This window comes from Janthinobacterium svalbardense, assembly GCF_002327145.1.
GTDB lineage: Bacteria > Pseudomonadota > Gammaproteobacteria > Burkholderiales > Burkholderiaceae_D > Janthinobacterium > Janthinobacterium tructae.
On the sequence record NZ_CP023422.1, the window covers coordinates 5,937,586 to 5,956,287 of the forward strand.

At 62.6% G+C, this 18,702-nt stretch carries 21 protein-coding genes; 7 read left to right on the plus strand and 14 right to left on the minus strand.

What is annotated here, in order from left to right; all coding sequences use genetic code 11:
• Positions 1–14 precede the first annotated feature (14 nt).
• A complete protein-coding gene (gene msrA, locus CNX70_RS26425) occupies positions 15–548 on the minus strand; it encodes a peptide-methionine (S)-S-oxide reductase MsrA (protein WP_244198964.1) in 534 nt (177 codons plus the stop codon).
• A gap of 176 nt (positions 549–724) precedes the next feature.
• Here msrA and CNX70_RS26430 point away from each other — a divergent pair, with 176 nt between their 5' ends.
• Complete coding sequence (locus tag CNX70_RS26430; protein ID WP_096237985.1) at positions 725–1,231, plus strand: flavin reductase family protein; 507 nt, start codon at positions 725–727, stop codon at positions 1,229–1,231.
• A 38-nt stretch (positions 1,232–1,269) separates the two neighbouring features.
• Here the strand turns inward: CNX70_RS26430 and CNX70_RS26435 are convergent, their stop codons facing one another.
• The 11 genes from CNX70_RS26435 to CNX70_RS26485 all read right to left on the minus strand — a co-directional run bounded on the left by CNX70_RS26435 (position 1,270) and on the right by CNX70_RS26485 (position 12,621).
• Complete coding sequence (locus CNX70_RS26435) at positions 1,270–1,956, minus strand: OmpW/AlkL family protein (protein ID WP_208624471.1); 687 nt, start codon at positions 1,954–1,956, stop codon at positions 1,270–1,272.
• Between the two features lie 99 nt (positions 1,957–2,055).
• Entirely contained in the window at positions 2,056–3,426 is a 1,371-nt protein-coding gene (locus CNX70_RS26440) for an SGNH/GDSL hydrolase family protein (protein ID WP_096237986.1), read from the minus strand.
• A gap of 239 nt (positions 3,427–3,665) precedes the next feature.
• Positions 3,666–4,688, minus strand: coding sequence for an L-threonylcarbamoyladenylate synthase (locus tag CNX70_RS26445; RefSeq protein ID WP_096237987.1), 1,023 nt, complete (start codon positions 4,686–4,688; stop codon positions 3,666–3,668).
• The gene (locus tag CNX70_RS26450; protein ID WP_096237988.1) at positions 4,685–5,857 is read right to left on the minus strand and encodes a 5-(carboxyamino)imidazole ribonucleotide synthase; all 1,173 of its coding nucleotides are present in this window, start codon (positions 5,855–5,857) and stop codon (positions 4,685–4,687) included. The genes CNX70_RS26445 and CNX70_RS26450 overlap by 4 nt, the downstream gene beginning before the upstream one ends.
• A gap of 38 nt (positions 5,858–5,895) precedes the next feature.
• Positions 5,896–6,402, minus strand: coding sequence for a 5-(carboxyamino)imidazole ribonucleotide mutase (gene purE / locus CNX70_RS26455; protein WP_096237989.1), 507 nt, complete (start codon positions 6,400–6,402; stop codon positions 5,896–5,898).
• 1 nt (position 6,403) lies between these two features.
• The gene (locus tag CNX70_RS26460) at positions 6,404–7,297 is read right to left on the minus strand and encodes a phosphoribosylaminoimidazolesuccinocarboxamide synthase (protein WP_096237990.1); all 894 of its coding nucleotides are present in this window, start codon (positions 7,295–7,297) and stop codon (positions 6,404–6,406) included.
• A gap of 119 nt (positions 7,298–7,416) precedes the next feature.
• Positions 7,417–8,481, minus strand: coding sequence for a class II fructose-bisphosphate aldolase (gene fba, locus CNX70_RS26465; protein WP_071075342.1), 1,065 nt, complete (start codon positions 8,479–8,481; stop codon positions 7,417–7,419).
• Between the two features lie 199 nt (positions 8,482–8,680).
• On the minus strand, positions 8,681–10,129 hold the full coding sequence (gene pyk, locus CNX70_RS26470; RefSeq protein WP_096237991.1) for a pyruvate kinase: 1,449 nt from the start codon (positions 10,127–10,129) through the stop codon (positions 8,681–8,683).
• A gap of 113 nt (positions 10,130–10,242) precedes the next feature.
• Entirely contained in the window at positions 10,243–11,454 is a 1,212-nt protein-coding gene (locus CNX70_RS26475) for a phosphoglycerate kinase (RefSeq protein ID WP_096237992.1), read from the minus strand.
• 77 nt (positions 11,455–11,531) lie between these two features.
• Entirely contained in the window at positions 11,532–11,882 is a 351-nt protein-coding gene (locus CNX70_RS26480; RefSeq protein WP_096237993.1) for an AzlD domain-containing protein, read from the minus strand.
• Positions 11,875–12,621: an AzlC family ABC transporter permease gene (locus CNX70_RS26485; RefSeq protein WP_096238694.1), complete on the minus strand. Its 747-nt coding sequence runs from the start codon at positions 12,619–12,621 to the stop codon at positions 11,875–11,877. Before CNX70_RS26485 ends, CNX70_RS26480 begins: the two co-directional genes overlap by 8 nt.
• Before the next feature lie 258 nt (positions 12,622–12,879).
• On the opposite strand from CNX70_RS26485, the gene CNX70_RS26490 reads away from it, so the two are divergent.
• Genes CNX70_RS26490 through CNX70_RS26505 form a run of 4 tightly spaced genes read left to right on the plus strand, consistent with a single transcriptional unit; the run spans position 12,880 to position 15,172 of the window.
• Positions 12,880–13,074, plus strand: a complete 195-nt coding sequence (locus tag CNX70_RS26490) for a zinc-finger domain-containing protein (protein ID WP_070220739.1) — start codon at positions 12,880–12,882, stop codon at positions 13,072–13,074.
• A 58-nt stretch (positions 13,075–13,132) separates the two neighbouring features.
• On the plus strand, positions 13,133–13,558 hold the full coding sequence (locus CNX70_RS26495) for a YybH family protein (RefSeq protein WP_096237994.1): 426 nt from the start codon (positions 13,133–13,135) through the stop codon (positions 13,556–13,558).
• Entirely contained in the window at positions 13,558–14,583 is a 1,026-nt protein-coding gene (locus CNX70_RS26500; protein WP_096237995.1) for a YheT family hydrolase, read from the plus strand. The genes CNX70_RS26495 and CNX70_RS26500 overlap by 1 nt, the downstream gene beginning before the upstream one ends.
• Positions 14,576–15,172 carry a DUF2946 family protein gene (locus CNX70_RS26505; protein ID WP_096237996.1) on the plus strand — a complete coding sequence of 199 codons (597 nt, stop codon included), beginning with the start codon at positions 14,576–14,578 and terminating at the stop codon, positions 15,170–15,172. Before CNX70_RS26500 ends, CNX70_RS26505 begins: the two co-directional genes overlap by 8 nt.
• Here the strand turns inward: CNX70_RS26505 and CNX70_RS26510 are convergent.
• Entirely contained in the window at positions 15,169–16,758 is a 1,590-nt protein-coding gene (locus CNX70_RS26510) for a beta-barrel assembly-enhancing protease (RefSeq protein ID WP_096237997.1), read from the minus strand. The two genes, CNX70_RS26505 and CNX70_RS26510, sit on opposite strands and share 4 nt — an antisense overlap.
• A gap of 152 nt (positions 16,759–16,910) precedes the next feature.
• Between CNX70_RS26510 and moaC the strand changes: the two genes are divergently transcribed.
• Positions 16,911–17,417: a cyclic pyranopterin monophosphate synthase MoaC gene (gene moaC, locus CNX70_RS26515; protein WP_096237998.1), complete on the plus strand. Its 507-nt coding sequence runs from the start codon at positions 16,911–16,913 to the stop codon at positions 17,415–17,417.
• On the opposite strand, the gene CNX70_RS26520 is transcribed toward moaC, so the two are convergent.
• Positions 17,418–17,798 carry a DUF6713 family protein gene (locus CNX70_RS26520; RefSeq protein WP_096237999.1) on the minus strand — a complete coding sequence of 127 codons (381 nt, stop codon included), beginning with the start codon at positions 17,796–17,798 and terminating at the stop codon, positions 17,418–17,420. It abuts the gene before it with no gap.
• Between the two features lie 163 nt (positions 17,799–17,961).
• Between CNX70_RS26520 and CNX70_RS26525 the strand changes: the two genes are divergently transcribed.
• Positions 17,962–18,684 (plus strand): flagellar brake protein, encoded by a 723-nt coding sequence (locus CNX70_RS26525; protein WP_096238000.1) that lies wholly within the window; start codon positions 17,962–17,964, stop codon positions 18,682–18,684.
• Positions 18,685–18,702 lie beyond the last annotated feature (18 nt).

Here is an 18,702-nt window from a genome sequence, read left to right on the forward strand (position 1 = left end):
CGCCGGGGACTGCCTCACTTCAGACGCCCCGCATACATGGCGCGGAATTTCTCCACCTTGGGCGCGACGACCAGCGCGCAATAGCCCTGCAAGGGATGCTGTGCGACGTAATTCTGGTGGTAATCCTCGGCCGCGTAAAAGGTGACTGCCGGCGCCAGCTGCGTGACGATGGGCGCATCCCACACGCCGGCCATCTCGGCGAGCACCTTGCGCGCCACGCTTTCCTGTTCGGCCGACTGGTAATAGATGACGGAACGGTATTGCGTGCCGACATCGTTGCCCTGCCGGTTCAGGGTGGTGGGATCGTGCAGCGTGAAAAAGATTTCCAGCAAGTCGTGGTAAGCGATGACGGCGGGATCGAATTCCAGGCGCACCACTTCCGCGTGGCCCGTATCGCCCGCGCATACCTGTTCATACGTAGGATCGGGCACGCCGCCCCCAGTGTAGCCGGACGCGACGCGCGTCACGCCGCGCACTTCCCCATACACGGCAGCGAGGCACCAGAAACAGCCGCCGCCGAGTACCGCCACTTCCATCTGTTGGTTCATGATGTCCTCCCGCAACGCCTGTGCGACGTATCATTTCATTACTGTAACGCAAAGCGCCACGGCCTGCAGTGCTGCTTGAAACGGCGCGTGGCGCACCGCACATACGGGCAAGCTGGCCACGATTGCGCTGGCATGGCCGATTTTTGGCATAATGTCAGCAAACAGACAGGTCAACCATGAACACACGCTCTCCCCGCGCGCCAGCGCAAGAATTTGATACGACACATTTCCGTCAGGCATTGTCGCAGTTTGCCACCGGCGTGACGGTCATCACCACGCGCCTGGCCGACGGCAGTTTCCGCGGCTTGACGGCCAGTTCCTTCAATTCCGTTTCGCTGTCGCCGCCCCTGGTGCTGTGGAGCCTCGGTTCCGTGGCGAACAGCATGCCCATTTTCAGCGGCAACTCGCATTACGTCATCAATGTGCTGGGTGCCGAGCAGGCGGAACTGGCGCAGCGCTTTGCACGCCGCACGCCGAATCCCTTCGACGACGTCGAATACGAACTGTCGCGCACGGGCCAGCCCATCCTGAAAGGCGCGTCGGCGTGGTTCGAATGCCACAACCGCAGCCGCTATCCGGAAGGCGACCACGTCATTTTCGTGGGCGAAGTGGAACAATGCGCATTTGCCGCGCAACCGCCCTTGATCTTCCACAATGGAAAGTTCAATACACCGCCTGCCTGAGCGGGACAAAAAAAATCCGCCGAGGCGGATTTTTTGTTTTACAGCGTAAAGTTGTACCCGATGCTGATACTCACGGCAAGCGGGTCGAGCTTGATGTCCTGCGTCTGCCCCGTCGAGAATTTCGCCTTGGTTTTCAGGTAGGTCTTGACCACGGCCACGTCAGCAAACCAGCGCTCGTTGATGGCCACGGTGCTGCCGACCACCAGGCTGCCTGTCAGCTTGTTGTCCATGCGGTAGGTCACTGGTTTTCCACCCGGATCCAGCAAGGCCGTCATCTGGCCCGAGCCGGTTTCCTTCTGGAAATAGGCATACGTCAAGCCCGCACCCACGTAAGGGCGGATCATCGCATTGGGCTGGAAGAAACGGTACTGGATGAAAGCCGTTGGCGGCAAGGCTTCGGCCGTCCCCAGCTTGCCCGTGCCCTTGATGGAACCATCGCCCATCAGGTCATGCTTGTACGGTACGCCCAGGATCATTTCAGCGGAAATATTGTCCGTAATCATGTAGGCAAAGGTCAGGATGGGCTTGGTATCGGCCTTGACGTCGGCTTTCGTACCCGGCAGTGCCGGTGCGGAAATGTCGCCACTGTCCACGTGCGGCGTGATCTTGTTGAGGCCGACCTTGGCCATCCAGGTGCCTGCGCTTTGCGCCGAGGCGCCCGTCGCCACGGTCATCGCGGCAACTGCGGCCAGTACGCGCACGGCGGTATTCAAATGATTCTTCATCTTGTCTCCTGATTCAGTATGTGCGGAGTGTTCCGCTATCGAGTCTTGTCGCTGCCGGCACCGGCCGCGCCTCCCAGGCACAGCCGGTGCGGCCATCCCTTACAGCCAGCCCCGCACGACCATGTCCTTGGCCACATAACGGGCCAGCAACAGGTTGTTGAACGGCGAAGGATGCACATCGTCGGCATAGGAGTAATGGCTGACGTCGCCAGCGATCAGGTTGCTGCCGTTACACACCAGCGAGCTGCCCAGCGGATTCTTGGCAGCGGTCAGGTCGCATGCCGGTTCCTTGACGTTGGTCAGGCCATACGGACCAGGGTTGCTGGCCTGGTCGTGGCTGACGGCAAACACGTCGACCAGCAAGACCTTGTCATTCGCGGCCAGGCCGGTGCTGATCTGGGTATTGAAGGCGCTTACCATGGCATTGATCAAGGCCTTGGTATTGGCATCCTTGCTCAGGCCCGATGGCGTATTGGCCACGTCCGGCAGGTTGTTGACGACCACATGGGTCGCGCCCTTGGCGATGATCTGGTCTTTCACCAGCGCTACCAGTTCGGTGCCGGCCGTGCCCATCGCGGTCACCAGTGCCGGACCGTTGGCGGCGGCGTAGTCGGCGCCGGCCTTGGCGCCAGCAGCGGTGGCAGCCGTTTGCGCGGTAGCGACCATCGGGCCGTAGACGGTAGCCGAAGCGACTGCCGAGTTGCCTGGTTGCACGGCAGCGGCGCCAACCGCAGCTTGCACGATGGTGGTGGTGGTGGCGCCTGGCGCCCCGCTGGCCGTGCGTACGGCAGCGGTAATGGCGACACCGGCGGTAGCAGGATTGGTGGCGCCGGCGGCCAGCAGCGGAATCAGGGTGCTGGCGAAAGTGGCGCTACCGGCTGCGGTGCCAGCAGCCGTCGCTGCCGCCTGCAAGGAGCCCAGCTGGAACAGCAAGTCATTGCCGCCCGCCATCACGAACACTACTTCGGTGCCGCTGAACTTGCCGCCCGATGCCGCCAGGTGGTTGGCGATCTGGGTGGTCACCGGCACGGTCAGGGCGCCCAGCGCGCTGCCCGTCAATTTGTTGTTCGGGCCGACCGGGTTGGTCACGCGCGAGCCGCCCATGGCGTAACCGAAGCAGCCGGCCTTCTTGACCGATGGTACCGAAAAGCCCTGGGCCGCATTGCCGTCCAGGCCGGTTTGCGCGGCGCATGGTGCCGGCAGGCCGAATTGCGCGGCCAGGTGCTCGGTCCAGTTCTTGCCGGTCAGCTCGGGATTAATGGCGGTATTGTCGCCATTGATGGTGAATTTTCCGCCTTTCAGGGCAAGGACCGTGCCGACCGCATAGGAGCCGACATCGGACAGGCTGTCGCCGAACGACACCTGCGCCGTGTATTTGACTTTCAAGGTTTGATCACCGCCACTGGCGCCGCCGCAACCTGCCAGGACAGCCGCAGCCAGCACGGCCAGCGCGAATTTTGTTTGATGCATTTTGTCTCCTCGGTCTTTTTTCTGGTTTCTAAACGAACGGGCGTGCTATTCGCTACCCAACTAATATGCCATCGTTCCTCAGGCTTGTATAGAAAATATGTTTTAAAAATCAACGAAATAACAACACCGCCAGCGCCCTGTCATGAGCGGGCGATCAGCTGAATTATGGAGGATATAAGATGTTTCGTGGCAAGCATCGCTATTGCGCTGCATCAAGGAAAAGCCCCTTGCGGGGCTTTTCATGATGCGGATAGAAACTGCTGCAAGATACCACTTGAGCCGAACGCGGCGCGCCGCAAACGGTCATTCACGCCCAGCCACGCGGGGCCGGTGGGCGGTGCTTCGACGAGGATCAGCTCGGCGCCGACCTGATCCATCGTGCGCAGCGAGGCATACAGCGCGTGTGCGTAGTTCTCCGGACTGGCCGCCAGGCGCACGCTGGCGCTGGCCGGCGGCAGGTCCGAGTAATGGATCAGGGCCACGCGGCGCCCGTCGTTGAGCAGGCGGTTCAAGGTGGCGCGCACATCGTCGCTGTGCTGCATCGCAACAGGCGTATGTGGTGCGTAGTGCGATTCCAGCGTGCCCGAGGCACGCGGCGCGGCTGCATCGGCGATGGCCGGTGCGCGGCCAATGACGGCGGCGATCTGCGCGCTGCTGATATGACCGGGACGCAACAGCACGGGACCGTGCGTGGCCAGACGCGACAGGTCGATGATGGTCGACTCGATGCCCACCTCGCTCTGGCCGCCATCGAGAACCAGGCCCAGCAAGCCGCTGTCCAGTTCCGCCGCGAATTCATCGCGCACATGCTGCGCCGTGGTGGGGCTGACGTTGCCGAATTTGTTCGCCGACGGCGCCGCCAGGCCGCCCTTGCCACCCTTGAAGGTGCGTAGCAATGCGATAGCCACCGGGTGCGACGGACAACGCAGGCCCACCGTATCCTGGCCGCCGGAAACGGCATCGGGAATATGCGCGGCGCGCTTGACGATCAGGGTCAGCGGGCCGGGCCAGAAGGCGGCCACCAACTGCTGCGCTTCCACGGGAATATCATCGGACCAGTGTGCCAGGTCGGCACCGGGCGCCACGTGCACGATCACGGGGTGGTCCGAGGGCCGCCCCTTGGCTTCATAGATGCGCGCCACGGCGGCCGGGTTTTCCGCATCGGCGCCCAGACCGTACACTGTTTCGGTCGGGAAAGCGACGAGGCCGCCCGCTTCCAGCACGGCAGCCGCTGCTGCCAGGTCTTGTGCGGGCACGCTCACGGCGCGATTCCCAGGATCAGGCAAGCGTCGCGCAGGCGCTGCTGCGCCTCTGGCAAGGTGGCCGCGATGAAGGTCAGGTGACCCATCTTGCGGCCACGGCGCGGATCGTCCTTGCCATACAGATGCAGACAGGCGCCCGGCAGCGCCAGCACCTGGTCCCACGCCGGCTCATTGGCCACATCGCTGGCGTCGGCAAACCAGGCGTCGCCGAGGATGTTGAGCATCACGGCCGGCGAATGCTGGCGTACGTCGCCCAGCGGCAAGCGCGCCATGGCGCGCACCTGCTGCGCGAACTGGCTGGTGACGCAGGCATCCATCGTGTAATGACCGCTGTTGTGCGGACGCGGCGCCATTTCATTGACCACCAGGCTGCCATCTTCCAGCACGAAAAATTCGATGCACAGCACGCCGACATAACCGAGTTCGGCAACCATCGCTTGCGCCGCGCGCTGCGCCCTGGCGGCGCAGTCGTCGGACACGTTCGGGCCCGGCACGGTGGTTGTAAACAGCACGCCGTCGCGGTGCACGTTTTCGGCGATCGGATACACGACCGATTCGCCGTCCACGCCGCGCGCCGTCAGCACCGACACTTCATACGCCAGCGGCAGCATCTTTTCCAACAGACAAGTCACTTCGCCCATTTCGGCAAAGGCGGCGCGCACGTCTTCACGCGTGCGTACGCGGAACTGGCCCTTGCCGTCATAGCCCATGCGCACGGTTTTCAGTATGCCTGGCAGCAAGTCGTCGGCTATGCTGTCGATATCGTCCTGCGTGGCGATGACCATGTGCGGCGCCGGCAATACGCCCGATTTCGAGGCGCAGGCGACAAAGAAACGCTTTTCCGCGATGCGGTCTTGCGCTACCGACACGCCGTGGGCGTTGGGGGCGACAAACACGCGTTCGGCCAGGCGCGACAGGCTGTCGGCCGGCACATTTTCGAATTCAGTGGTGACGGCCAGGCATTGCGCGGCCAGGGCGTCGAGACCGTCAAGGTCACTGTAGCCGGCATTGACCAGGCGCTGCGCCACCTGCCCCGCAGGGCAGACATCGGATGGTTCCAGTACAGCCACTTGATAGCCCATGCTCTGGGCGGCCTGGGCAAACATGCGGCCAAGCTGGCCGCCACCCATCACGCCCAGCCACGCCGGTGGGTTGGCGGCGGGCAGCAAGGGGAAGTCGATTTACTATTCATTATTTTTCAAACACATTAGTCAGGCAAGACCATGGCCTTGGCGGCGGCCGTTTGCGTGGTACGGAAGGCTTCCAGCTGGTCGGCCAGGGCGTCGTCGTTGGCGGCAAGCATCGCCACCGCCGTCAGCGCCGCATTCGCCGCGCCCGCTTCGCCGATGGCGAAGGTGGCCACCGGCACGCCCTTGGGCATTTGCAGAATCGACAGCATGGAATCTTCGCCGCGCAAGTATTTCGACGGCACGGGCACGCCCAGCACGGGCACGATGGTCATCGCCGCCACCATGCCAGGCAGGTGGGCCGCGCCGCCGGCGCCGGCGATGATGGCGCGCAAGCCGCGCGCGCGCGCGCTCTTGGCATAGGCGTACATCTCGTCGGGCATGCGGTGCGCGGAAATGACTTGCGCTTCGTATGGCACGCCAAACTGTTTCAGGATGGCAACCGCGTTCTGCATCACTTCCCAGTCCGAGGACGAGCCCATGATGACGCCGACCAGCGGCTTGGGGTTCAACTTGTGCTCATTCATCTCAGGCCTTCAGCTTCTCGCCCGTCAGGCGTTCGATGGCTTCAAAGTACTTGGCCTGGGTTTTTTCGATGACGTCGGCCGGCAGCGCAGGCGCCGGTGCGGTCTTGCCCCAGGTCAGTGTTTCCAGGTAGTCGCGCACGAATTGCTTGTCGAACGACGGCGGCGAGATGCCAGGCTGGTAGGAATCGGCGGGCCAGAAGCGCGACGAGTCGGCCGTCAGCACTTCATCCATCAGGTGCATGACGCCGTTGTCGTCCAGGCCGAATTCGAACTTGGTGTCGGCGATGATGATGCCGCGCGTGGCCGCGTATTCGGCGGCCGTCTTGTACAGGGCAATGGCGACGTCGCGCATCTTGGCAGCCAGGTCCGCGCCGATGCGCTCTTCCATTTCAGCAAAGCTGATGTTTTCGTCATGCTCGCCCAGCTCGGCCTTGGCCGCCGGGGTGAAGATCGGTTGCGGCAGCTTTTCCGCCTGTTGCAGGCCGGCTGGCAACTCGATGCCGCAGATGCTGCCCGTATCTTGATAGTCTTTCCAGCCCGAACCGATGATGTAGCCGCGCACGACCGCCTCGACCATGATGGGTTTCAAGCGCTTGGCCACCACGGCGCGGCCCTTGACCTGCTCCACTTCATCGGGCGCCACCACCGATTCCGGCGCCACGCCGGTCAGGTGATTCGGCACGATGTGGCCCAGTTTCTCGAACCAGAAGTCACTCATCTGGTTGAGGACCTTGCCCTTGCCGGGGATAGGCTCGTTCATGACGACATCGAAGGCCGACAGGCGGTCCGTGGTGACGATCAGGATCTTGTCGTCGCCGACGGCGTAATTGTCGCGGACCTTGCCGTGGCCCAGCAATGGCAGGGAGTGGATGGAAGTCTGATAGAGGCTGTTCATAGCGGGGGAATAGTTGGATGAAACGAAACCGGCAGGCAGGGAAGGCGCCCGCCGGTCGAGAAAATCGGGCACAAGGATACGCTGTATGCGCATGCCTCCTGCCCGTTCCAGACAAAATTTTACTTCACAATTTGCGACAGCTCGCCGGCCTTGTAGCGCTCGGCCATTTTTTCCATCGTGATGACCTTGATTTTCGACGCCTGGCCTTCGCAGCCGAATGCCTGCATGCGGGCGCGCACGATTTGCTCGGCGGCAAGGCGGGCTGGCTTCAGGTAGTCGCGCGGGTCGAATTTCGACGGGTTTTCAAACAGGTACTTGCGGATCGCGGCCGTCATCGCCAGGCGGATATCGGTGTCGATGTTGATCTTGCGCACGCCGTGACGGATACCTTCCTGGATTTCCTCGACTGGCACGCCGTAGGTTTCCTTCATGTCGCCACCGAATTCGCGGATGATGGCCAGCAATTCCTGCGGTACCGACGACGAGCCGTGCATCACCAGATGGGTGTTCGGGATACGCGCGTGGATTTCCTTGATACGGTCGATGGCCAGGATGTCGCCCGTTGGCTTGCGCGTGAATTTATACGCGCCGTGCGAGGTGCCGATGGCGATCGCCAGGGCGTCGCACTGGGTGCGCTGCACGAAGTCGGCAGCTTGCGCCACGTCCGTCAGCAGTTGCTCGCGGGTCATGGTGCCGTCGGCGCCGTGGCCGTCTTCCTTGTCGCCCTTCATGGTTTCCAGCGAACCGAGCACGCCCAGTTCCGCTTCCACCGTCACGCCGATGGCGTGCGAGAATTTCACCACTTCACGCGATACTTCCACGTTGTATTCGTAGGAGGCAACCGACTTGCCGTCCGCTTCCAGCGAACCGTCCATCATCACGGAAGTAAAACCCGAGCGGATGGCGGCCATGCAGACGGCCGGCGACTGCCCGTGATCCTGGTGCATGACGACGGGAATGTGCGGATACGCTTCAACGGCGGCGTCGATCAGGTGGCGCAGGAAGGCTTCACCGGCGTACTTGCGCGCGCCAGCGGACGCTTGCATGATCACCGGCGAGTTCAAGGCATCGGCGGCGGCCATGATGGCTTGCACTTGCTCCAGGTTATTGACGTTGAAAGCAGGAATGCCATAACCGTTTTCGGCGGCATGGTCCAGCAGTTGACGCATGGATACGAGAGACATGGTAATACTCCAGATAACAATAGAAACCGTTGCGGCGCTTCGCGGTGGTCAATAACCGCGCCAGCGCCTGAATTCTTCCGACTAATCCGACTAAACTAGAACGTCCAACAAACTGCTCAGGGCTAGGCGCGTTGCCGAAGGCAGTACGACTAGTACGACTAGGCAATGCAACAACGCCCTGGGCAGTTTTTGGGCGTTTTTACTCGAATTCGCCTACCTTCACAATTTTCAAGGCATTCGTACCACCCACCTGCCCCATCGGCTCGCCCCAGGTGACGACGATCATGTCACCCTTGCGGACGATGCCCTGCGCCACCAGCAGCTCTTCCGCCTGCTTCAGCACTTGCGCGCTGGGGGCGTTCTGCATCAGATGATACGCCCGAACATTGCGGTACAGCGCGGCTTTGCGCAAAGTGGTCACACTGGGCGTGAGCGCGTAGATCGGCGTGTCGATGCTGTGGCGGCTCATCCACAAGGCGGTGGAACCGGATTCCGTCAGCGCCACGATGGCTTTCACGCGCAAATGGTGGGCCGTGAACAGCGCGCCGTACGCGATCGACTGGTCGATGCGGGTAAACGTGACGTTGAGGAAATCGGCATCGAGCTTGTTGTATTCGGACTGTTCCGCTTCGACGCAGATGGCGGCCATCATTTCCACCGTCTCGATGGGGTACTTGCCCGATGCCGTTTCGGCCGACGTCATGACGGCATCCGTACCGTCCAACACGGCATTGGCCACGTCGGACACTTCCGCGCGGGTCGGCACGGCGTTGACGATCATCGATTCCATCATCTGCGTGGCAGTAATGGCCAGTTTGTTCGACGCGCGCGCCATCTTGATCATGCGCTTCTGCAAGGCCGGCACGGCCGCATTGCCAACCTCGACTGCCAGGTCGCCGCGCGCCACCATGATGCCGTCGGACGCGTCGAGGATTTCTTGCAAGGCAGGAATGGCTTCCGCCCGTTCGATCTTGGCGATCATCATCGGCTTGTGGTGGTAGGGCTCTCCGGCGATATTGGCCAGCTGGCGCGCCATTTCCATGTCGGTCGCGCATTTCGGGAAGGAAATGGCAAGATAGTCGGCCTGGAAACTCATGGCCGTCTTGATATCTTCCATATCCTTGGCCGTCAGCGCGGGCGCGGACAGGCCGCCGCCTTGGCGGTTGATGCCCTTGTTGTTCGACAACTCGCCGCCAATCTTGACGGTGGTGTGGATTTCGCTGCCATGGATGCGCTCGACGATCAGCACGATGAGGCCGTCGTTCAGCAGCAGCACGTCGCCCTTGTGCAAGTCGCGCGGCAGGGCCTTGTAGTCGAGGCCGACCCGTTCCTGGTTGCCCAGTTCACCGTTTTCGCCCCACTTGGCGTCGAGAATGAAGCGCTCGCCCGCTTCCAGCTGGATACGGGTGTTTTCAAACTTGCCGACGCGAATCTTCGGCCCTTGCATGTCGGCCATGATGGCCACTTCGCGGCCGCACTCGGCTGCCGCCAGGCGTACCAGCGCGGCGCGGTCGATATGGTCTTGCGCCTTGCCGTGGGAAAAATTCAAGCGCACCACGTCGACGCCCGCACGTATCATTTTGACCAGGATATCGAAGTCAGTGGAGGCGGGGCCGATTGTTGCTACGATTTTTGTACCACGTGGCATAAGAATCCTTGTGCGCGAGCGAAGGTGAGCAAGGCCGGTTTGAGACAGCAGCCGGCAAGGTAAAAGCGCAGCGGTCAGGCTGCGCTTGGTATTGAACTGCTGAACGCTCCGTCTTAGCCGGCGCGTTGCATCAGGATTTCCACTGCCGGGAGGGTCTTGCCTTCCAGGAATTCCAGGAAAGCGCCGCCGCCCGTCGAGATATAGCTGATTTTATCCGTAATGTCGTATTTGGCAATCGCCGCCAGGGTGTCACCACCACCGGCAATCGAGAACGCTTTCGATTCGGCAATGGCCAGCGCCAGGGTCTTGGTGCCGTGGCCGAACTGGTCGAACTCGAACACGCCAACCGGGCCGTTCCACACGATGGTGCCGGCGGCGGCGATCTGCTGCGCCAGCAGGGCCGCCGTTTTCGGGCCGATATCGAGGATCATGTCGTCGTCCGCCACGTCGGCCACGTCCTTGACGGTGGCGGCGGCCGTAGGCGAAAACTCCTTGGCACACACGACATCGACAGGAATCGGCACTTGCGCGCCGCGCTTGGCCATGATCTCGATGATGGCCTTGGCTTCTTCGACGAGTTCCGCTTCCACCAGCGACTTGCCGACGTTCAAGCCAACGGCCTTCATGAAGGTGTTGGCAATGCCGCCGCCGACGATCAGGTTATCGACCTTGTCGGACAGGGCTTTCAAAATGGTCAGCTTGCTCGATACTTTCGAACCGGCGACGATGGCCAGCAAGGGGCGGGCCGGCGCGTGCAAAGCTTTCCCCAGTGCATCGAGTTCGGCGGCCAGCAGCGGGCCGGCGCAGGCGACAGGCGCGAACTTGGCGATGCCGTGCGTGGACGCCTCGGCGCGGTGGGCCGTGCCGAACGCGTCATTGACGTAGATATCGCACAGCTTGGCCATTTTTTGCGCCAGCTCATCGCTGTTTTTCTTTTCGCCCTTGTTGACGCGCACGTTTTCCAGCAGGACGACCTGGCCGGCGGCCAGGTTTTCCAGGCCGGCGCCATCGATCCAGTTTTGTTTCAGTGCCACTTCCTGGCCCAGCAGCTCGGACAAGCGGGCGGCCACGGGTGCCAGGCTGTCGGCAGGCTTGAACTCGCCTTCCGTCGGACGGCCCAGATGCGACGTCACCATGACGGCGGCGCCAGCGTCGAGCGCGGCGCGGATGGCCGGCACCGAGGCGCGGATACGCGTATCTTCGGTGATCTTGCCACTGTCATCTTGCGGGACGTTCAGGTCGGCGCGGATAAACACGCGCTTGCCTTGCAGTGCATTTTGGGCGATCAAATCTTGCAGACGGATGAAGTTGAGAACAGCTGACATGGCGATCCAGATGACGAGTGGAAGGAAGTGCGCTATTTTACCGCAATGACCAGAGCAAATCCCCGATTTGTCCTGCTTTACTGAAAAACATGCAACAGTCGCAAGCCCGTGAAAACCAGCATGCCAAACACGATGGTTTGCAACATATTGCGGCGGATCACGAAAAAGAGCGTGGCGGCAATACCCGACAAGAGTTTCAAATTCGACAATTCGAAGTACACTTGCTGCCCCTCCATCAGCATGTCGGGCGCGATGATGGCCGCCAGCGCGCAGGCCGGCGCATAGCGCAGCATCTCGCCCACGCGGCGCGGAATGGTGATGTGGTGGCCGACCAGCCAGAAGGTGCTGCGCGTGGCGGCCGTGGCCACCACCAGCACGGCGATGGCGATCCACACATCAGCCCTGCCCCAATCGATGCCGTCAAACATGGCGTTTGTTCCATTTATCGGTCAATTCTTCCACGGCCATGGCGCTGACCATGCCCACCACGACGGCCACCAGCAAGCCCAGCTTGTATGGCAAGCCAAACGCCAGCACGGCCACCGCACCCGCCACCAGCACGCCGCACAGGGCGGCGCGGCTGAGGATCAGCGGCACCGTCACGCACAGGATCGCCAGGGTGCCCGCAAAGCCCAGCCCCCATTCGGCCGGCACGACGGCGCCCAGCACGATGCCGATGAAGGAACCGATCTGCCAGGCCAGCCAGTTGGGGTAAATCAGCCCCTTGAGGAAGGGCAGCTTGGCCGGGTCCGGCGTTTCATGCGGGTAGCGCTGCAGGAACAGGCCCACCGTGATATCGCCCGCCACATAGCCGAGCGCAAAGCGCTGGCGCCACGGCAAATGGGAAAAATGTGGGGCCAGCAACACGGAAAAGATGACAAAACGCAAATTGACGACGAGCGCCGTGGCGAAGATCACCCACACGGGCGCCTGCGCGGCCAGCAGCGGCAGCGAGGCCAACTGGGCCGAGCCGGCAAACACGAACAGGGTCATCGCCCCCGCCTGCGCCACGGTCAGGCCGCTTTTCACCATGGCCACTCCCACCACCATGCCCCAGGCGGCGATGCCCAGCAGGGTGGGCGCGCCCAGGTTCAGGCCGGCGCGCCAGGCGTCTTTCAGCAAGGCGTCGTCCTTGGCGGCCGGGACGGCGTTCACGCGGGTGTTCATGCGCGCCCCCGGCAAGCGGAGTGTGGTAACTGCACAACAATGGTGCATGGCGACAAGGGCGGCAACGGTGATACCGGCAAGGCAAATCCAGTCAGTGTGGCGCTGCAGCTGCCATCTTTCCGCAAAAAAACGCGCCGCAGCCGCAGATGATCGAGCCGCCATTTTAGCCATGATTTTTGCTGTCTGCCTGAATCCGTTAAAATCGTACTTTTGGCAGCAGCCGACTTCCTTCCATACAGCCTCACGGAGCATGACAAGATGACAAAAACCACCCAGCCAGCGGTCGAACTCGACGGTAAAGACTTGCCAGCCCACTGCCCTAACCCGGCCATGCCGCTGTGGTCGTCGCATCCGCGCGTGTTTCTGGAATTCAACAAAGACGGTATCGCCAAGTGCCCCTACTGCGGCACGGCGTATACCCTGAAGGAAGGCGCCAGCGCCGGCCATCATTAAACTGCCCAGCGGCGCGCCCCCAGCGCGCCGTTTTTATTTGCACCAGCCCGGAGTCGTCATGAAACGTCTGAAAGAACTCAATGGCAGCGCCGCCGAAGTCGAAGCGGCTTTCTACGATGCCTTGCACCGCGCCGACCTCGAAGCGCTGATGGCGCTGTGGGCCGACGATGAAGAGATCGTCTGCATCCACCCGGGCGGCGCACGCCTGATCGGCCATGCCGCCATCCGCGCCTCGTGGGAAACCATTTTGACGGGCGGCGGCCTGCACATCGTGCCGGCGCAGCTGCATGAAACGCACAATTTGATGAGTTCAGTGCACACGGTCATCGAAGGCGTCACCGCCGACGAAGGTGGCCCGGCGCATCTGCTGGCGACAAATGTGTACGTAAAAACGCCGCGCGGCTGGCGCATCGTGCTGCACCACGCCTCCGTCGCCCCCGGCGGCGCGCCGGCCGACGCCACGGGAACGCAGATCCTGCACTGATGTCGTTGCTTCTTTCCTATACCGCCCCGCTCTGGCTGCCTGGCGGCCACGCGCAGACGATTTATCCCGCCGTGTGCCTCGCCAAGCCGGCCGTGGCCTTCCGCCGCGAACGCTGGCAAGCTCCCGATGGCGACTTCGTCGACGTCGACCTGGTCGACGGCCAGCCGGGCCAGCCCTTCGTGGTGCTGTTCCACGGCCTGGAAGGCTCGTCGAACAGCCATTACGCGCGCGCGCTGATGAGCGAAGTGGCGGCGCGCGGCTGGTCGGGCGCCGTGCCGCACTTTCGCGGCTGCTCGGGCGAAGCCAACCTGGCGCCGCGCTTTTACCATTCGGGCGATGCGCAGGAAGTCGACTGGGTACTGCGCCAGCTGCGCCCGCGCGCGACGGGGAAATTTTACGCGGCCGGCGTCTCGCTGGGCGGCAACGCCCTGCTGTGCTGGCTGGGCCAGTCGCAGCACCAGGCCGATTTCATCGATGCGGCGGCCGCCGTGTCGGCCCCGCTGGACCTGGCGCAAGGGGGCAAGGCCCTATCTTCGGGAGCCAACCGGCTCTACACGCGCATGTTTTTGAATACCTTGAAACCGAAATGCCTGGCCAAGCTGGAACAGTTTCCCGGCCTGTTTGCGCGCGACGCCATGCTGGCCGCGCGCGACTTGCACGCCTTCGACAATGTCGTCACGGCGCCCCTGCACGGCTACCGCGACGCCGACGATTACTGGCACCGCGCCAGCGCCAAGCACGTCTTGCAAGACATCACCGTGCCGACCCTGGTACTCAATGCGCAGAACGATCCCTTCCTGCCCGGGCGCTACTTGCCGCGCAGCGCCGCACCGCAGGTCACGCTCGAGTATCCGCGCCACGGCGGCCACGTCGGCTTTGCCGCTGGCAAGTTACCGGGAAGCACACGCTGGCTACCACAGCGCCTGATCCATTTTTTTGAAGGCGGCAACACGGCGCCCTCGTCCCCGCAAAGCTGTCACGCTGCTAGCTCGCAAACGCACACGGAAAACGCACCACATGGATGAACTCGTCAAACAGGCGCTGGCCAAATGGCCCAACGTGCCGCACTGCTACGGCTGGCTGGGCCTGGACGCGCGCGGCCACTGGCGCATGCGCGACCAGCAGGCGCAACAGCAACAACTGCCCGGCGACAAGATCGCCCATGCAGCCCTGTTGGGATTTATCAACCGCAATTACGACCATGACGACCGGGGTTGCTGGTTTTTCCAGAATGGCCCGCAGCGCGTCTACCTGAACCTGGAAGCGACGCCGTACATCGCCCGCAGCGATCCGCAGCACGGTTTTATCTTGCAGACGGGCGCGCCGCTGGCGGCCATCGAGGCAGCGTATCTATGCGACAACGGCGCGCTGATCTTGCGCCAGGGCGATATCGTGGCGCAGGTCGACGACCGCGACATGGCGCAAGTGCTGCCATCGCTGCGGCTCGACGGCCTGGCGGCCAGCGACGAGGCCTTGCTGGCCTGGCTGGAAAATGGGCAAGGCAACTTGATGCTATTGCATGACGGCAAGGAGATTGCCGTGCAGCCGCTGGCCTATGCCAGCGTACCGCTCACCTTCGGCTTTCAGCCGGTGCCACAAGCCGATCAAGACTAGCCCTTCTGGTCCTTGATCTGTTCGCGGCGCTTTTCCTGCAATTCGCGCTCGCGCGCATCGATCACGGCCTGGTCATAAAAGGTCGCGTCCGTCGACTTGCGGGCGATGGTCAACTGGTCCAGCGCGGCCATGGTGGCGCCCTGCAGCACGTAGGATTCGGCCAGCGCCATGTGCTGCAAGGTCATCTTGCCCTGGTCCGCATAGGCTTTCGCCAATAAATCATACAGTTCCGGCTCCTCCTTGTAGAGCTGCACCTGGTCGCGCAGATACAAGGTAGCCTGCTCCAGCTTGCCGGCAGCCATCAGCGCTTCCGCATACTGATGCGCAATGCCGCGCGAGAGGGGAAACTGCTGGCGCGCCGCATCGGCTGCCTTCAGCGCTTGCTGCGCCACTTCCTTCTTCTGCGCCGGCATCAGCAGCACTTCCAGCCCCATCGCCGCCAGCAGCGAATTGGGATCCTGCGTGCCGCCCGAGGTAAACACATTCGGCCCGGCCGGCTTGTGCAGGGCGGCATTGGCGGCATCGAGTTCCTTCTGCGCCTCCGTCGGCTTGCCCTGCTTGACGGCGACAAAGGACAAGCCGTAATGGGCGGCCACGACCTGGAAGCGGCTTTGCTGTTCCAGCTGCGTCTTGAAGACAGCCTTGGCATTCAACAGGCCTTGCACGCTTTCATCCTGCAGCACGCGGGCACGCGCGCGGGCCAGGTGAAAACTCAGGCTGTCCGGACGCTGCTTGTAGGGTTGCTCGCGGATGCGCGCCTGGATGTCGGCGATGCGTTCCGTCGTCAGCGGGTGGGTCTGCAGATAGGCGGGCATCAAGTCACTGTACGAGCGGCTGGCCGCCTGCATGCGACCGAAGAAGGCCACCATGCCGGTGGTATCGAAACCGGCTTCGCCCATGATCTGGAAACCGATGCGGTCCGCCTCGCGTTCGGCATCGCGGCCGAAGTTGAGCTGGCGCTGGATGGCCAGGCCCTGGCCGGCGGCAAACACGCCCAGCGCCACATCGCCGCCTGCGCGCGACGCCAGCGCCGCCAGCAGCATGGCCGCCAGCGGCATCAAGGCATCCTGGCGCTGCTGGCCCAGCATGCGCGCGATATGGCGCTGCGCCACGTGGCCGATCTCGTGCGACAGCACGGACGCCAGTTCCGCTTCCGTTTGCGCCGCCAGCACCAGCGCAGAATGCACGCCGATGAAGCCGCCCGGCAAGGCAAACGCGTTCAACTGAGGATCGCGCACGGCAAAGAAGAAATAGTCGTAATTCGTTTCGCCACGCACGCTGGGGCGCGCCGCCACGAGGGCGTTGCCGAAGGTGTTCAGGTATTCCAGCAGCGGGGCGTCATCGAGGTAATCGCGGTCGCCGCGGATGCCGCGCATGATCTCCTCGCCGATCTTGCGCTCCATCGCCGGCGACAGGTCTTCGCGCGAGGTATCGCCCAGATTCGGCAGGTTCGGCGCCGGCGGCACGGCCAGCGGCGTCCAGCTGCCGGCCGGCTTGGCCACCGTGCTGGCGGCCGGCGCCGCCGGCGCGGACGTATAGGTTTGCGCCAGCGCAAACGGCGCCGCCAGCCACAAGGCAGCCAGCATGGATGCGCGCCGGGAGCGGCGCAGCCATGCCGGACCGGCGTTTTCAAGGATGATCGGAAGGGGAGTTTTTGAATTCACGGGTGCTATCATACCTTGTTAGCGGCGCCTATTCCCACGCGTGCCGCGCCCCACTCCTCACCTATTTTGACGCCATGACGACAGCAGACAAGCAAGCCCCCGCCGAAGAACTGACCCATTTCGACGCCACGGGCCAGGCCCATATGGTCGATGTGGGCAGCAAGGAAGACACGCGCCGCAGCGCCGTGGCCGCCGGCAGCATCCGCATGCAGCCCGCCACCCTGGCATTGATCATTTCCGGCAATGCGAAAAAGGGCGACGTGCTGGGCATCGCCCGCATCGCCGCCATCATGGGCGCCAAGCGCACCAGCGACCTGATTCCCCTGTGCCACCCGCTGGCCCTCACGCGTGTCACCGTCGACTTCGAAGTGGAGGTAGCGGCCAACAGCGTGCACTGCCGCGCCCAAGTCGATACCACGGGCAAGACGGGCGTGGAAATGGAAGCGCTCACTTCCGTGCAAATCGGCTTGCTGACGATTTATGACATGTGCAAGGCCGTCGACCGGGGCATGGTCATGACCAACGTGCGCGTGCTGGAAAAGCATGGCGGCAAGTCGGGCGATTGGCACGCCGAGGTGTAACTATGCTGCCTGGCGCGCCAGCTGGCCCAGGACGCGGCGCACGTCGCACAGCAGCCAGACGGCACTGGCCAGGCACAGCGCGATGATGGTGATCGACAGCGGCAAGTGGAATTGCGCCTGTCCTGCCAGCGCAAAGCCGGCGTGGATAAGACACGTTCCCACGCCCAGCGCGGCGCACACACAAGCGTACAGGACCGCCCGCGGGGTGGCCAGCAGCACGTGCCGATAACCGACGAGCACCAGGGCAATCGCCGCCAGGTTAAACACCAGGAAACCCTGGATGCCGCCCGGCACATGGAACATCTCCCACTCTTTCCAGTAGGCAGCGTCGATTTGATGCAGGATCAGAAACAACATGGTCCAGAAATAGCTGCGTGGCATAAGATTTACATTCGTCAATATTGATGCAATTGTAAAGCCAGAGCCGCGCACCGGTACGCGCACAGGGCATTTTTCTATGCGAATATGAATTTCATTGATATAAGTGCTTTTTCATCAAGAAATCATGCATACTGCGATTCGACAATATCGAGATGAGCATCGCATGACAAGCAACAAGCCCGCCGCGGAAAACAAGCTCCAGGACTTCGAATTCGAGGCGATGAATCTGCAGGTGGGCGGACGCATCCAGTTCATCACGCATCGCACCATCAAACCGATCCAGCATTTCTCGACCCTGATCGGCTATGTAAAGGACGAGTACCTGATCGTCAAGATCCCCATGGAAAACGGTGCGTCCATCGTACTCAACGAGGGCGACAAACTGACCATCCGCGTGTTTTCCGGCGTCACCGTGTGTTCGTTTTCCTGCAGCGTGCTGCGCATCTTTGGCCGCCCCCTCAATTATGTGCACCTGAGCTTTCCCGACGCCATCCAGGGCACCAGCCTGCGCACGGCCATGCGCGTGAAAGTGGACATTCCGGCGCAGCTGAGCTACCGCGACGTGGCGGCCGTGCCCGTGTTCATCGTCAACCTCAGCGTCTCGGGGGCGCTGATCGAGGCGCCCAGCATGCTCACGCCGGACGACGAGGGCGTCGCGCTCAGCTTTACCCTGCTGGTGCAGCCGAACAAGCATCAGATGCGCGTCAACACGCGCGCGCGCATCCAGAACGTCAGCGTGGGCAAGCCGTCGAATGGCAATGCGGCCGAGGTCGCCGAAATTTATACGTATGGTGTGCAATTCATCGACCTGGAACCGACCCACTACACCCTGCTGCAAAACCTCACCTATGAAGCGCTGATCGCAGACCGGCAAAAAATCGTCTGACACGGGCACGCCAGATGC

Excerpts from the sequence above, each read along its gene's own strand:
- CNX70_RS26525 (WP_096238000.1), top strand. The coding sequence starts at position 17,962 with ATGACAAGCAACAAGCCCGCCGCGGAAAACAAGCTCCAGGACTTCGAA.
- CNX70_RS26480 (WP_096237993.1), bottom strand. The coding sequence starts at position 11,882 with ATGTTTGACGGCATCGATTGGGGCAGGGCTGATGTGTGGATCGCCATC.
- CNX70_RS26435 (WP_208624471.1), bottom strand. The coding sequence starts at position 1,956 with ATGAAGAATCATTTGAATACCGCCGTGCGCGTACTGGCCGCAGTTGCC.
- CNX70_RS26460 (WP_096237990.1), bottom strand. The coding sequence starts at position 7,297 with ATGAACAGCCTCTATCAGACTTCCATCCACTCCCTGCCATTGCTGGGC.
- CNX70_RS26495 (WP_096237994.1), top strand. The coding sequence starts at position 13,133 with ATGAAACGTCTGAAAGAACTCAATGGCAGCGCCGCCGAAGTCGAAGCG.
- CNX70_RS26475 (WP_096237992.1), bottom strand. The coding sequence starts at position 11,454 with ATGTCAGCTGTTCTCAACTTCATCCGTCTGCAAGATTTGATCGCCCAA.
- moaC (WP_096237998.1), top strand. The coding sequence starts at position 16,911 with ATGACGACAGCAGACAAGCAAGCCCCCGCCGAAGAACTGACCCATTTC.
- msrA (WP_244198964.1), bottom strand. The coding sequence starts at position 548 with ATGAACCAACAGATGGAAGTGGCGGTACTCGGCGGCGGCTGTTTCTGG.
- fba (WP_071075342.1), bottom strand. The coding sequence starts at position 8,481 with ATGTCTCTCGTATCCATGCGTCAACTGCTGGACCATGCCGCCGAAAAC.
- CNX70_RS26490 (WP_070220739.1), top strand. The coding sequence starts at position 12,880 with ATGACAAAAACCACCCAGCCAGCGGTCGAACTCGACGGTAAAGACTTG.
- CNX70_RS26440 (WP_096237986.1), bottom strand. The coding sequence starts at position 3,426 with ATGCATCAAACAAAATTCGCGCTGGCCGTGCTGGCTGCGGCTGTCCTG.
- CNX70_RS26505 (WP_096237996.1), top strand. The coding sequence starts at position 14,576 with ATGGATGAACTCGTCAAACAGGCGCTGGCCAAATGGCCCAACGTGCCG.
- CNX70_RS26500 (WP_096237995.1), top strand. The coding sequence starts at position 13,558 with ATGTCGTTGCTTCTTTCCTATACCGCCCCGCTCTGGCTGCCTGGCGGC.
- CNX70_RS26520 (WP_096237999.1), bottom strand. The coding sequence starts at position 17,798 with ATGCCACGCAGCTATTTCTGGACCATGTTGTTTCTGATCCTGCATCAA.
- CNX70_RS26430 (WP_096237985.1), top strand. The coding sequence starts at position 725 with ATGAACACACGCTCTCCCCGCGCGCCAGCGCAAGAATTTGATACGACA.
- CNX70_RS26485 (WP_096238694.1), bottom strand. The coding sequence starts at position 12,621 with ATGAACACCCGCGTGAACGCCGTCCCGGCCGCCAAGGACGACGCCTTG.
- purE (WP_096237989.1), bottom strand. The coding sequence starts at position 6,402 with ATGAATGAGCACAAGTTGAACCCCAAGCCGCTGGTCGGCGTCATCATG.
- pyk (WP_096237991.1), bottom strand. The coding sequence starts at position 10,129 with ATGCCACGTGGTACAAAAATCGTAGCAACAATCGGCCCCGCCTCCACT.
- CNX70_RS26510 (WP_096237997.1), bottom strand. The coding sequence starts at position 16,758 with ATGCTGGCTGCCTTGTGGCTGGCGGCGCCGTTTGCGCTGGCGCAAACC.